We start from the raw sequence: 13,888 nt of genomic DNA, 5'->3' as shown, positions 1-13,888 counted from the left end.
TGTTCTAAATAAAAATTTTAACGACGTTATAGTGCAATTTAATTTGTTAAATTACTCAAAGATTTATGCAGCTTGGTATAAATTTAAACAACAGAAATTTATTGAATTTTTATGGGGGGATGGCAACAAGTTAACATGCCCTGTACCTATATAGTGACACGCCATGTTAAATTTAGCTCTTACATTTGTTAATTAAATATAACTAAGACCAGCTATTGTTGACTAATATGGTCTACAGGTACCTAAAATAAAGGGCTTGAGTGATAGGCAGTATTTTGTAAACGAATGTGTATCATACATGGGTTGGTTTAGAGCGCTTCGAAAACTCTAAACCAATTATATAAGCAAACCATCAGCATTTTTGATTCGTTCTTAAAATTAAAAAGCCACCTAATTAAGGTGGCTTATGTTTATAACATCGTGTTTTTAATGTGCCTGACTATCGTTTTCTTCACGTTTATAAATATACGTTTGTTGAGTTTTAAAGCCAAAACCAATTGGTTGAGCGCCATTTACTAGCTTAACTTTTCCACCTTCAACATTTAAATTTGGTCCAAGTATTTCAATAGCTTTTATCGGCTTATCAGAACCTTTAACCCCAGGGCCTATTAAATAAAACTGACTAACTTGCGTTACATCCGTTTCATCATCCCAATCGCACTTACCATCCGCATCATTATCTGCACACGACGGGCCTTCCCCAAAAAATAGTTTCGGTGTATCTGGTACATCATTACTTGTTGCAAATTTCACATCGTCATAAACCTTCGTTCCGTAATGCAAATGAAAGGCATAAAGCGAACCACCGCCACCCGTTAACGAACATTGGTTTTGAGTTGATGATGAAGATGCAGGCGTAAAGGAAGTAAAGTAAGCAACCCCACCAACGACTGTTGCTGCAGCAAGGGACTTTTCGCCCGTCCCTAATTCGTATCGCCACCCTTTAAATTCGGCTAACTTAACTTCAAGATTAACAAATTTATCAACGTCATCAAGTGCGTTACCAAATGGGTCTTCATTCATTTTCATTAAATCATCTGGCACTATTGGGGCTGGAAATTCAGTAAATATTTTTGTTAGGGTGTTTTCATCACGGATCATATACAGCTGATCTTGCTCATTAGTAGCAAGTGGGTTTGAGCGATTTCCGCTGCCTATCACAATTGCGTCGTACGGGGTGTCTAAACGAGTCGTGATCATTTCACCACCATAATTGGTCTTAGTAACTTTACTAAACAGCGTTCTAGCAACTAACGGTTTATAAAAGAAACGTCTGTCTTGTGACGCTAATGTACTGCCAAGCTCCGCAAGCTTAAAATGAGTAATATCACTTTCATCGTCACTAGGAATATCTACACGCCAAATATTACCGCCAGTATCGGTTGCATAAATTCGGTCAATATACCCGTCGTAATCTGAGTCAAGCGTAGTTACATCCGCTGCAATACTGTGCTCTCCGGTAAAACCATGTTCATCTGGAGTGAGCGCCCATACCTTTTCGCCAGTTTTAGCATTAACAATGTAAATACCTAGCCCGGTTTCATCTGTTGTTCTAATCGCATTATCTTTGTTTGTATCGTAGCCTGCGCCAAATATCAGCAATGGATCCTCACCAAACGCTTTAATGTAAGCAATTTGAGGTTTAGACCATGTTTGTGCTAAATATTTAAATTCTTCAGAGCCACCAACAATTGGCTTATTCCATAATTTTTTAGGTTTTTTTGGGTCACTTATATCCAGGCCGTAGTAATTTTTACCGCCTCGGCGCATGCCTGTAAATGCCCAAACTTCATCGCCCTCACTTGCTTTAACAACGCCATCATTTAAACCATCAGTGTTTAAACTTTTATTATTAAAGAACACACTTATAGGGCCATCCATGCCATACACTTTTGTATTTGCAAGATTACTTCGCAAAGCCGGAATGTTTTTTAATAAGGCAGCAGGTGTAAAAGCCCACCTTTCTTCAACAGTATCGCCTTTGTCTTCGAACATATGTAAAAAGCCGGCATTGGTACCAACAAGTATATGAATACTTCCATCGCCGTAATCTATAGATACCGGTTTTGAATGCAAAGGGTCGCCAAAAATATTGATTCGCTGATCTACTGATGAGTCATCTCCATCTTCATTATCAACATCAACCCCTCGTGCCCAGCTAATATCATCTTCCTCTAAAGTTAACCCAATATTAGGAATCAAATCAGGGGCAAGATCGGTAACTGTACTTGTCGCTAAATTTAAAATGGTTTGTACTTTATCAAAAGTAAAATCAATAATACTGCCCGTTTTATCTATGTAGATTTTACGGCTATCAGGGTCTAAAGTTGATAAAAGTAAATTTACGCCACCCTGAGCTACTAAATTCCCATCTGCAGGCTTATTAGTTGGGAGCCAAAATGTTCGCGCTTTCTCATCAATTAACCCATTTTCATCAAGAGCTATTTTATCAGTTGAATCGACTATATTTGCACCAGACACTTTAAGCTTTTTTAAATTTCCGCTCCAACGTGCGCCTGTTTCAGGGTAAAACATCGCAAAGTAAATTGACTCTCGGCTACGTGTTTGGTCAACATTATTACTTGCTACCGTAGGAGATGAAAAACTATCGTTAACTTCGCGTATTTTCGATATTGTATTATTAAGCGCTTCAGAAAGTTCAGTCGATGTATCTGCATGTAAGTACTCGCCTCCTCCCAATAAAGCGGTTTTTTCTAATAACTTTTTACCATTTGTACTCATGCCACTACCAAAACCGATAGTAAAAACGCGTCCGGTATCAGCAACCTCTGGCGTGGTGTCGTACAAGTCCACTTCAACATCTCTTGTACCATGTATTATTTGAGCTAAAGCAGCCAAATAACTACCACTTGTTTTAGCTGGGTTTGAGCCAAAAGTAGATTTGTATAATGATTTGATATCATTGTTTCGGTTAGTATCATTTTGAGGATCACCGTCAGTCATCAAAATTAAATTGATTGAGTTATCACAACGTACGTCGGCACCAACTGCTTGGGTAAATGGTGATATGTATCGAGAGTTATTGTCGTAGTATAGAGAACCAGTTTCAGCAGAAAAATCGCGCTCATTTGAGTTTTGCCCGTAGTACACTTTCTGACCTGTTAGATACAAGTAGGCTTCCCATAGGGTTTCTGTAACTGGGGTACTACCAGCTGCTGGTAAATTGTGAATTTGGCTTAGAATTGTAGAATGGAGAGATCCAAGGCCAGCCATAATATAGCCGCCATTATCATTTTTAAAACGCATCAAACCAAAATCGATAGAGCTATTATCGGTAACTAACTGACTCATTGCACTGATACCGGCATCTACTTTTCTTATACCGTTGGGTAAAAAGTTTCTCATACTTCCAGATGTATCAAAAACAATGATTACACGTGGCTTTTCGTCGGTTTCAACATTATGGTTTACGTATAGTTCTATATCTTCGGCAAATACAGAAAGGCTTATACCTACCCCGAATAACAAGGCAGCTATTTTTTTTAGTTTGAATTGCATTTTTAAATCCCTTTATTTGCGCTTTTTATTTTTATTGCACAAGTTAATAACTACTCTATTCCTTGTTTAATTTTTAGTAATATGGAGGTGGGACTAAAAATTAAAACCAAGATAATATCTAGCTATTTATCACAAAACAGTGATTAGCATCCACGTGTCGTCAATGCTATAAAATATATATTACTTCGATTTTAAATAAAAACAGATTAAAGTCAAAGACATTAGGTTTTATTGTCAATTAAAAACAACAACTTAAATAAAACAATCCCGTTTTACTGCACAGTTTAGTCACGTCAAAAAATAATATTTTTACCTATGTTTCTATATTTATAGATCTATGTTTTAGGTAACAAGTACTTACCAATATAAATTAGTAACGTAAGGCTATAAAAATCACTCTTAAGAGCACTATTATTCAGTAAAGCTGTTTTATTAAAAGGAGTGTATTTAATAGGTAACTACGGTTATGCAAACATACAAAAAAGCCCATATTAGGTGCTACCTAATATGGGCTTTTATACTCTCGCTAAATTATAAGCGCTTTATGCAAGCATTCTTATAAAGATAACTCTTTTTTAGCGCGAGTTAAGTTATGCGTTACAAGTGAGTTTTTAGAAATCTGAACCGCTTCATATAAATCAGAAATACCCGCAGTGTCTTTTTGAGCCTTAATACGCGCTACACCACGGTTACTTAATGCAAACGATGTAAGTTCACGTACTTTTAAACGAGGACCATGGCTTTGCTTAAGTAATGCAATTGCTTGTGTACAAATAGCTTCTGCTTCTTCGTAGTTTTTTGATTCAACAGTTAAAGCACAGCTATTAAACGATTTTTCAAATGCAGGTGCTGCAGTTACAGAGTCTTCAATAACCATTAATTTATAATCACCTTGATTAGCCATTGCAGCAGCTGAGCAAGTTAATAATGAGCCAAGAGCGATGGTTTTTAAAAGTGTAAATTTCATGATTATATTCCTGTTATGGCAATTGTTTAAACTAGTGATCTTTTTTAGCGTCAAGTAAATAGCTTAATAACAAGGCAAAAATTATGAAATATAGTCGTTCTATATAAGTAATTTTTTAACGCCGTTAGTGAGTTATTTAATTCGCTAAAATAATCATGTTTTAATAAAATTGGTATTTGTTAGTCGTACTTGTTGCCGACAACTTAACTTTAGAGAATTAACACAAAACCGACAAACGATAAAAACAAACCTAATAAGTGAATAAATCTAACCTATAGACTTTAGTCTAACACCTATAAAAATACTTATTAATTACAATTAGTTAAAAACTATAAAAATCACTAAACAATAAATAACTAAATACAGTTTTATTATTTTTCTAATAACACAATACAAAGTTAATAAACACGAAAAAGCCGATGTTGGGGTTTAACCCAACATCGGCTTTTTTACTCTCGCTATTTCATATCATGCTTTAGTAAGCACTTTATAAAACACGTTATAAAGGTTTTTTATAACGATAACTCTTCTTTAGCGCGAGTTAAGTTGTGCGATACCATTGAGCTGTTAGACAATTTTGATGCTTCGTATAAATCAGCAAGTGCAGCAGTGTCGTTATGCGCTTTTAAACGTGCAACACCACGGTTGCTTAATGCAAATGACGTTAGTTGGCGTACTTTAAATTTAGGGCCATCTGCGTCTTTTAAAAGTGCGATTGCTTTAGTACAAATTGCTTCAGCCTCAGCGTAATTTTTTGACTTAACATTCAGTGCGCAGCTATTAAATGATTGCTCAAGTGGCTGTGGCGCTGTTGCAGTTTCAATAACCATTAATTTGTAATCACTTTGCTCAGCCATTGCAGCAGCTGAACATGTAAGTAGTGAGCTAAGAGCGATAGTTTTGATAAGAGTAAGTTTCATGGTCGTAGTCCTGTTGGTTAAGCCGTGCTTGTTGCCGACAACTGAACTTTAGTGAATTACCACAACCCCGACAAACGATTAAAACAAACCTAATAAGTGAGAAAAATTAATCTATAGACCTTAGTCTAATACGCTTAAGTTTTTTCTATATATTTAAACAACTTACGCACTACTTTACGTGCCTAAAATCGCTACTTTGCATTTTAAAATACATATAATTATTTATGCTTTTATTTAGTCGGTTTTATTTTAAGCACCTTGCTTTGGCATAGCTGAATAACAATCAAACAAATTTAAACATTTAATTACATGCAATACTAAGTTATGTATTTATAATTACGGCTCTGGTAACTTTTCATCATTAATGGATTAACTTTTTTGAAACACACACTTCCTCTTTTTGTTTTATTAAGCACGCTTTTATCATTTAGCCAAAATGCTAACGCAAGGCTTTTGCTCGGTAATGACATGCCTAACACCGGTATGTTTATAAAATCAGAATTTAATGGTAATAGCAGCATTACATCTGCGGGTGTAGAAATGATGGTCAAACAAAATTACAGTAACTTTGGTGTTGTTTTTACAAGCGCAATTGGCGCGGCAGTAATCGATAATAAACAAGGCGAGCAAGAAGAATTTATAACGTGGGACAATGGCATGAAGCTTGGTTATTTTAATGACTTTTTTATATACGCCGAGCTTGGCTTAGATCTATTCGAACTCGCCTTTAAAAACGATAGAGGCGATAACACCTACCAAATAGAAAAATCGAACAACGACATAGACGGTTACGCAGGTATAGGTGCGGGTTATCACTTTAAGCCATTTAAAATAGAAGTATTTACCCGAGCACGCCAAATAGATGGCGACTACTGGGAAGCACAAGAACATATTTACAGCGGTTTGCAGCTCAGCTTTACGTTTTAATTACCCTTTTTTATAAGAAAAATAAAAAGCGTGTGAAATACAGCTATTTCACACGCTTTTTAAAAAATTACATTTAACAGGTTTGATCTAACCAATTTATATTTAACGGATAGTTTTGGCTACTTTACCAATACTCAAACCCTGAATTAAAATTGAAAACACCACAACCGCATAAGTAAGAGCCAATAAAATATCGCGCTCGTTCCCATCAGGTAGTTGCAATACCAGTGCAACCGAAATACCACCACGCAAGCCACCCCAGGTTAAAACTTTCCATGCGCCAGATGGCAACTCTAATTGCTTATTAAATGTAGTGGTTGTTATACCCACAACAATTAAACGTGCCATTAACGCTATAAAAATAGTTAAGCCACCAGCAATAAATAAATTACTCGAAAATGCAATCATGACGACTTCAAGCCCTATGAGTACAAATAAAATGGCATTTAAAATTTCGTCAATCAGCTCCCAAAATAAATCAACGTAATGGCGTGTTTTGTCGCTCATAGCCATACTACGACCATGATTGCCCACCATTAGCCCCATCATTACCATTGCAAGTGGGCCCGACAAATGCCAATGGCTTGCAAGTGCATAACCACCAATAACGCCCGCTAAAGTAAGGAGTACTTCTTCTTGGTAACTATCAATACTTTTAAGCAAGTAATATAAAATACCACCTAATACCAAACCAAAAACAATACCACCACCCGCTTCAACCGCCAGCGTGTGCGCTACATAATAGGTTGTAGGAATATCACCACTTGATAAAACACCCAATAAAAGCACAAAAATAACCACGCCTATACCATCGTTAAACAACGATTCACCCGCAATCACGGTTTCAATACTTTTAGGCGCACCCGCAGATTGTAAAATTCCCATTACCGCAATCGGATCGGTTGGCGAAATTAATGCACCGAACAGTAAACACCAAATAAATGCTAAATCAAAACCAAGCAAAGGAAGCACTAAATAAAGCGCACCAGCAATAATAACCGTTGATAGCAACGTACCAACGCAGGCCAAAATACCTATTGGCAATTTATAACGCCTTAAATCGCTAACATTTACATGCAGCGCCCCAGCAAACAGCAGCATAGAGAGCATGCCATCGAGCAAAACTTCAGTAAAATCTAACTGATCGAGCAAGCTCACTTCGTAATCTATAAGATCATCAAACCCTAAAAAGCCCAAAAATATAGCGCCGATAGATAAAAGCATCGAAATAACCATAACGCCAATGGTTGTTGGCAAGCCAATAAAGCGATGGTTTACATAGGTGAGTAACGCGGTAATTGATAAAAATATCGCACTTATTTCAAGTACGCTTAGGCTGGTTCCTGGTGCCATGGTTTAAATCTCAATATTTATTTAATGATACCTTGCTCAAAACAAGCAAAGCAGAAGGGTTATTATTTTTTATACGGTTATCTCGCATTATATTCGCGTAGCCTAAACAAGCATACCCAAAATATTAATTATAAATACACACCCTACTCTATTAACATATTTAAGGTATTAACTTACGCATTAAATAAAACAAAAAAGCCCATGTTAGGAATTAACCTAACATGGGCTTTTTTACTCTCGCTATTTTATAACATGCTTTTGGTAAGCACTTTATAAAAGCATTTATAAAATACTTATAAAGAAAGCTCTTCTTTAGCGCGAGTTAAGTTGTGCGATACCATTGTACTTGTAGACATTTGGTTTGCTTCGTATAAATCAGCAAGGCCAGCAGTGTCGTTATTCGCTTTTAAACGTGCAACACCACGGTTACTTAATGCAAACGATGTAAGTTGGCGTACTTTAAATTTAGGGCCATCTGCGTCTTTTAAAAGCGCAATTGCTTTAGTACAAATTGCTTCAGCCTCAGCGTAATTTTTTGACTTAACATTCAGTGCGCAGCTATTAAATGATTGCTCAAGTGGCTGTGGCGCTGTTGCAGTTTCAATAACCATTAATTTGTAATCACTTTGCTCAGCCATTGCAGCAGCTGAACATGTAAGTAGTGAGCTAAGAGCGATAGTTTTGATAAGAGTAAGTTTCATGGTCGTAGTCCTGTTGGTTAAGCCGTGCTTGTTGCCGACAACTGAACTTTAGAGAATTAACACAAAACCGACAAACGATTAAAACAAACTTAATAAGTGAATAAATCTAACTTATAGACTTTAGTCTAATACTTAGAGATATTTAGCTCACTATTTCTAAAGAACATATCTTACCCAAATACGCAAAAAAAAGTAATAAAAAGCTAATTAGCTATCATTAATTAGCTTTTTAGCATAAATAAGTATCTAGACTATTTTTTCACAACTGAAAGTGTTTTTAATATTTTGATGTAAGTATGATCCCTTTGAACCCGAAGCCATTAGTTCTTCATATATGTACATTGGTACGTCATAGTAATTATATATACCACTATTAAATTCAACCTCTAGAGTTGATGCATTTTCATCATACCCCACTGAAACTACGTTGCTCGAATCTACCAATATTCTTTCCATAATATTATTCCTTTTCTTTATTTAATGAATTTTGTTGGCGCCAACAATCAACTAGCGCTTTAAAGTCTGATTGTACTGCGCCTTTAGACCAACTTTCTGATACCTGAGGGTCTTGACTATCAGGAAATTGGCCTTTTTTAAGCAATCTAAATTTGAACCTCATTGGTAGCTTTGCAGCCTCACCTGTTACAATGGCCTCACCAGTTCTTAATATGGGTAAAGAATCAATAATTCCTGATAGTCCATCAGACATAGCAGACTTAACTCTTGCTCTATCAGGTGCATTATTAATTCTCAATGAAAATAGTGTTCCACATTGAGATAAGATAGTTTCATCTATTTCTGATGGTCGCTGACTGATCAGCATTGACCCAACGCCAAACTTTCGGCCTTCTTTGGCTATTCTTCGAATCATGCCTTTAGCTAGCCCATTATTCTCATTGGATAAATACCGGTGAGCCTCTTCCATTATTAGTAATAATGGAGTTTTATTCATTCCCTCAGCGGAATAACGGCCCCATATCGCCGATTCAAATAAAACTTCAACGACAGAACCTAATAATAACTCTAGACGTTCTGACGGCATGCCAGACAAATCTAAAATGGTAATAACATTCGTATTTAACCAAAAACTGATTAGTTCAGGTAAATCTTTCTTTAGCTTATTATCTGTGTCAGGAGCCCAGTCACCGGGGTTTGTTAAAAAGTCATATTGGCTATCTAAAAGTATTGATCTCATCTGTTCTAGCTGTTTTCTCCAAACCTGATTGCTTCCCTTGTGTGGAGGATTGCTAGCACTACCTGGAGGCTTGAAAGTAGGCGAATTTAAGGTTTCTGCATCTCCCATACATTTGTAAGCAGGTTTTGTTTTATCTTTGTCCTCAAAATTCACATTGTCGTAATATACTAAGTCATACCAGATTTTTTTTAATCGAAATGGTAAAGGCATCATCAGTGTAACTTTCAATGGGTCTATCTTTAGATCAGGATTAGACTTCGCATAAAGTTTTTTTTCATCTAAAACTAAATCGATAAACTTATTTTTAAGACTCTCGTTTTGTCCACACATAAAATCACACAAGCTGTAAGGTGATACACACCAAAAAGGAATATAGAAAGGTTGTTCACTTTCCTTAGGTGTAATTGAAAAAACAGTAGAAATGTCACTTAGTGCTGAAGAGTACTCACCATGTATATCAAATAAGACAATTCTAGCTGAGGGCATTTTTATCGAAGGTTCATGGGCTGTTACTATAGAACGGATAAGGCTCGCCACACTTGTAGATTTTCCTGAACCTGTAGAGCCTAATATAGCTGAATGTCTGTTTACTAAACTATCTAAGTCGATACTAACATTTATACTGTCAGAGCTAGATAATTTACCAATTATGATCTGCCCTTTGGTGTTACTACCATAGATTTTCCTGAGATCATCATCAGTAACTAAATGAACTTCTTCTGATATTGAGGGGAACTGACTGATCCCTCTTTCAAAATCATAACCTATTGATTCACCTACCAGTTCGACTTTAATAGTTCTTTTTTCATTAAATAATAATGAGTCATTTTCATTCGTAGAGCTTTCACTCGTTTCCGATATAACTCCGAATAAATTATTATAACCTTGAGGTATTCTGACAAAGCTTCCTACTTGACCAATTCGGTGTGTTTTACCTTCTATTATTAGTAAACCCGACCTTACCTGTGGAGTCAGTTCTACATGTACAGAAGAGCCTGCAACTGAAGTGATTTTCCCCAAATAAGTTGGATTAAGGCTCATGTGTTATTACCTCTATTTCTGACTCTTGAATATTAGCTGCACTTTTACCACCACCAGAATTAGCTAAAAATTTAGCGAATTTAACAAAGTCACCCAAATTAAATGCACTATTCTCCCAATATCCGGCTCTTATTAAACTCCAATTTTTACTAGGTTCATCGCCTAATTTCCATTTAGCCTCGATACCATTAATTACAGCCCCATCTTTACAATACACACTTATGTTAGGACGGCGCTTAGCTGCACAAACTGCAAAATTTTCTTCATTCAATTCTTTATATTGAAAAGCAAAAACGGCAGCTGATTTATTTTCAGAAAGGCATTCATCTAACTTAGCTGTTATATGAGCATCGGCAAAAGAAAAGCCGGTTGTTAAAAGCAAGCTGTCAGGCTCAAGTAAAAAACATTTTAATCTTTCAAATAATGAAGAGAATGGTGCTGATTGTGTTTGGTCATATTTAATATGTGAAGGATAAACCATTGTTCCAGCATCACCATCCAAGCCCCTTACAACTTCATGATTACTATTTTTAGCCCAATTTATAGAACCGTGTAATTTCCATAGCCTTATCCACCGAGGTGGCAGATCGTTACTTGAAATACTAGTTGGATCAAAAAAAGCTTCTTTTGAACCAGAGAAGCCGTCAAAATAAGGAGTTCTAGCTCTTTCCATTGCTTCTTCTAATAAAAGATCATAATTAGTTGTAAATATTTCAACTGCATAATCCCTTCTTATTCCATTAATCCATGAAATAAGATGCGAATAAGGGTTTTCACTTTTAGGTAAGGATTTATCGACTACATCTTTAATTATCCTGCAAATGTTCGCTGATAATGATTCATAACCATTTGCATTTAAGCCATAAACATTTGCTATACCTATAACCTCAGCTAAAGATCTAACTCGAGAAAGAACAAGCTCAATATTTTTACTTTCTAATGATTTTTCAATTTCCAAAAAGGCTGCTTTTTCGCTTCCTACTAATTTATCTTTTACAATCTCTGTTAGACCAGCTATGTCAGGAATTAATGGTTTCCAAGTGTCTCCGCCTACATTTATACTTACAGGCGCGCCTGCACCTATTAATATACCTATTTTCTTTTTACTGTGAGTTAATATATGTTGAAAATCATACATATACTGATCTGGGTTGTGTACAGTACTAGTCATAAATACCCTTTAATATTCAGCTTAAATCCATTGTTTAAACTATATAAATAAAATACTGTACCTATTTGACTCAAAAAACAACCTTTATTAGAAATCGTACCCCAAACCTATAAACTCCCTCGCCCATATGCCATAATCTAAATAATTCATTATTTTAGTAACTTGGCGCGTATTTAGGCGTTTTAAAGTTAACTACTCAGGGTTTTCAGCATGGCATATCAAGAGCAAAATCAAGCAACAATCTATTGGCACGACTACGAAACGTGGGGGGCGAGCCCTCAAAAGGATAAGCCGAGCCAATTTGCGGGTATTCGTACCGATCTTGATTTAAATATTATTGGCGAGCCGCTTATTGAATATTGTAAGCCGCAAGCGGATTACTTACCTCACCCTGAGGCGTGTTTAATTACAGGTATTACGCCACAAGTGGCGATGAAAAAAGGCTTGGTTGAGGCTGAGTTTATAGCAAAAATTCATGCCGAATTTAGTGTGCCAAACACCTGTGTTGCCGGTTATAACAGTATTCGGTTTGATGACGAAGTAAGCCGTTATAGCTTTTACCGTAACTTTTACGACCCATACGAGCGTGAATACAAAAATAACAATAGCCGCTGGGATATTATTGATTTAGTACGTGCTTGTTACGCACTGCGCCCTGAAGGCATTGAATGGCCGTTAAAAGAAGATGGCAGCCCAAGCTTTAAGCTAGAGCATTTAACGGTAGCCAATGGTATTGAACACGCCGCAGCGCACGATGCGCTAAGCGATGTAACCGCCACTATTGCACTGGCTAAATTAATAAAAGAAAAACAACCAAAGCTGTATAACTTCTTTTTTGGTTTGCGTGGCAAAAAAGCACTCGCTGAATTGGTTGATGTATTTAACATGACGCCGCTGGTGCATACCACGTCGCGCATACCTGCAACACAAGGCTGCACAAGCTGGGTTGCACCAATGAGCTTTCATCCGGTAAATAAAAATGCGGTTATTTGTTTTGATTTAACTCAAAACCCGCAAGTACTCATTGATTTAAACGTAGAAGAGTTACGCAAACGCTTATACACCAAACGTGTAGATTTAGCCGAGGACGATTTACCTGTTGGCTTAAAACTGGTGCATTTAAACAAGTGCCCTATTTTAGCCCCAGCTAAAACGTTATTACCTGAAAATGCCGCCCGCCTTGGGATTGATCGCGAGCAGTGCTTAGCTAACTTAGCTATTTTAAAAGCCAATACCGACCTGCGCGATAAAGTAACCGAAGTGTTTAACGAGCAAGGCGATTACAGCGCAACTACTAACGTTGACTACTTACTTTACGATGGGTTTACAAGCCATGCTGATAAAGCTAAATTTGCGATTATTCGTGATGCAAAACCAGATGAGTTAGCTGGGTTGAAGTTAGACTTTGAAGATAAAAAGTTTAATACATTGTTGTTTAGATACCGCGCCCGTAACTGGCCTGAAACGCTAAACCAGCAAGAGCTTGACCAATGGCGCCAGTATTGCCAAAACAAGTTAATGCACGGCGAAGATCAACCATCGATTAATGCGCAAGATTTTATGATCACCCTTGAAAACCTAGCGCATGAACATGACGACAGCGAAAAGAATCTGACTATTTTAAAGGCACTGTATAACTACGCACAAAGCATGTAATTCGATGTAGACGTAGAGCTTGCTCACGTGAAAAGCGTAGCTTTTAATATCTTTACCATTTTAAAAACTCCGTTTTTATACGCAAGCAAGCTTCGCGTCTACAAAAACAACCATAAATCTACACTTCGGGGTAAACGTAGAGCTTGCTCACGTGAAAAACACAGCTTTAAATTGCTTAAATAAAACACTATTCACAAAGAGAAGCGAATGAGGAGTAAATGAGAAGACATAAAGACCAACAACCGTTTTAGACTTATTACTGCCTCTAAAAGTGCAGCGCCTCATAACCTCTTTGTGAATAAATTACTTTTCGGGCTTTGCCCGTCACGCAAGCAAGCTTCGCGTCTACAAAGTAAAACTGATATCTACACTTTGACGGTAGATGGTGAGCTTGCTCACGTGAAAAGCACAGCTTTTAATTACTTAAATAAAACACTA

10 protein-coding genes are annotated in these 13,888 nt (G+C 36.7%); 2 read left to right on the top strand and 8 right to left on the bottom strand.

The window, feature by feature from the left end; all coding sequences use genetic code 11:
- Nucleotides 1–426 precede the first annotated feature (426 nt).
- The 3 genes from AAEY68_RS17775 to AAEY68_RS17765 all read right to left on the bottom strand — a co-directional run bounded on the left by AAEY68_RS17775 (nucleotide 427) and on the right by AAEY68_RS17765 (nucleotide 5,406).
- Nucleotides 427–3,519 carry a pilus assembly protein gene (locus tag AAEY68_RS17775; protein ID WP_024594400.1) on the bottom strand — a complete coding sequence of 1,031 codons (3,093 nt, stop codon included), beginning with the start codon at nucleotides 3,517–3,519 and terminating at the stop codon, nucleotides 427–429.
- A 556-nt stretch (nucleotides 3,520–4,075) separates the two neighbouring features.
- The gene (locus AAEY68_RS17770; RefSeq protein WP_010553497.1) at nucleotides 4,076–4,486 is read right to left on the bottom strand and encodes a hypothetical protein; all 411 of its coding nucleotides are present in this window, start codon (nucleotides 4,484–4,486) and stop codon (nucleotides 4,076–4,078) included.
- Nucleotides 4,487–4,998: 512 nt separating this feature from the next.
- Nucleotides 4,999–5,406, bottom strand: a complete 408-nt coding sequence (locus tag AAEY68_RS17765; RefSeq protein ID WP_024594401.1) for a hypothetical protein — start codon at nucleotides 5,404–5,406, stop codon at nucleotides 4,999–5,001.
- Between the two features lie 378 nt (nucleotides 5,407–5,784).
- On the opposite strand from AAEY68_RS17765, the gene AAEY68_RS17760 reads away from it, so the two are divergent.
- Complete coding sequence (locus AAEY68_RS17760) at nucleotides 5,785–6,333, top strand: hypothetical protein (RefSeq protein WP_024594402.1); 549 nt, start codon at nucleotides 5,785–5,787, stop codon at nucleotides 6,331–6,333.
- A 102-nt stretch (nucleotides 6,334–6,435) separates the two neighbouring features.
- On the opposite strand, the gene AAEY68_RS17755 is transcribed toward AAEY68_RS17760, so the two are convergent.
- The 5 genes from AAEY68_RS17755 to AAEY68_RS17735 form a co-directional block, all read right to left on the bottom strand.
- Nucleotides 6,436–7,686: a cation:proton antiporter gene (locus AAEY68_RS17755; protein WP_007583286.1), complete on the bottom strand. Its 1,251-nt coding sequence runs from the start codon at nucleotides 7,684–7,686 to the stop codon at nucleotides 6,436–6,438.
- 293 nt (nucleotides 7,687–7,979) lie between these two features.
- Nucleotides 7,980–8,387 carry a hypothetical protein gene (locus AAEY68_RS17750; RefSeq protein WP_101162764.1) on the bottom strand — a complete coding sequence of 136 codons (408 nt, stop codon included), beginning with the start codon at nucleotides 8,385–8,387 and terminating at the stop codon, nucleotides 7,980–7,982.
- A gap of 246 nt (nucleotides 8,388–8,633) precedes the next feature.
- Nucleotides 8,634–8,843, bottom strand: coding sequence for a KTSC domain-containing protein (locus tag AAEY68_RS17745; RefSeq protein ID WP_350586581.1), 210 nt, complete (start codon nucleotides 8,841–8,843; stop codon nucleotides 8,634–8,636).
- 4 nt (nucleotides 8,844–8,847) lie between these two features.
- On the bottom strand, nucleotides 8,848–10,623 hold the full coding sequence (locus AAEY68_RS17740; protein ID WP_350586580.1) for an ATP-binding protein: 1,776 nt from the start codon (nucleotides 10,621–10,623) through the stop codon (nucleotides 8,848–8,850).
- Nucleotides 10,613–11,794 carry an SIR2 family protein gene (locus AAEY68_RS17735; RefSeq protein WP_350586579.1) on the bottom strand — a complete coding sequence of 394 codons (1,182 nt, stop codon included), beginning with the start codon at nucleotides 11,792–11,794 and terminating at the stop codon, nucleotides 10,613–10,615. The genes AAEY68_RS17740 and AAEY68_RS17735 overlap by 11 nt, the downstream gene beginning before the upstream one ends.
- Before the next feature lie 210 nt (nucleotides 11,795–12,004).
- Here AAEY68_RS17735 and sbcB point away from each other — a divergent pair, with 210 nt between their 5' ends.
- A complete protein-coding gene (gene sbcB / locus AAEY68_RS17730) occupies nucleotides 12,005–13,450 on the top strand; it encodes an exodeoxyribonuclease I (RefSeq protein WP_007581911.1) in 1,446 nt (481 codons plus the stop codon).
- The last annotated feature ends 438 nt before the right edge of the window (nucleotides 13,451–13,888 follow it).

The organism is Pseudoalteromonas sp. RB2-MNA-CIBAN-0110 (assembly GCF_040309305.1).
GTDB lineage: Bacteria > Pseudomonadota > Gammaproteobacteria > Enterobacterales > Alteromonadaceae > Pseudoalteromonas > Pseudoalteromonas arctica.
The sequence above is the reverse complement of the archived record's forward strand: the minus strand, read 5'-3'. Positions and strand labels throughout refer to the sequence as shown.

Coding starts and splice junctions, on each gene's coding strand:
- AAEY68_RS17775 (WP_024594400.1), bottom strand. CDS start 3,519: ATGCAATTCAAACTAAAAAAAATAGCTGCCTTGTTATTCGGGGTAGGT.
- AAEY68_RS17770 (WP_010553497.1), bottom strand. CDS start 4,486: ATGAAATTTACACTTTTAAAAACCATCGCTCTTGGCTCATTATTAACT.
- AAEY68_RS17765 (WP_024594401.1), bottom strand. CDS start 5,406: ATGAAACTTACTCTTATCAAAACTATCGCTCTTAGCTCACTACTTACA.
- AAEY68_RS17755 (WP_007583286.1), bottom strand. CDS start 7,686: ATGGCACCAGGAACCAGCCTAAGCGTACTTGAAATAAGTGCGATATTT.
- AAEY68_RS17750 (WP_101162764.1), bottom strand. CDS start 8,387: ATGAAACTTACTCTTATCAAAACTATCGCTCTTAGCTCACTACTTACA.
- AAEY68_RS17745 (WP_350586581.1), bottom strand. CDS start 8,843: ATGGAAAGAATATTGGTAGATTCGAGCAACGTAGTTTCAGTGGGGTAT.
- AAEY68_RS17740 (WP_350586580.1), bottom strand. CDS start 10,623: ATGAGCCTTAATCCAACTTATTTGGGGAAAATCACTTCAGTTGCAGGC.
- AAEY68_RS17735 (WP_350586579.1), bottom strand. CDS start 11,794: ATGACTAGTACTGTACACAACCCAGATCAGTATATGTATGATTTTCAA.
- sbcB (WP_007581911.1), top strand. CDS start 12,005: ATGGCATATCAAGAGCAAAATCAAGCAACAATCTATTGGCACGACTAC.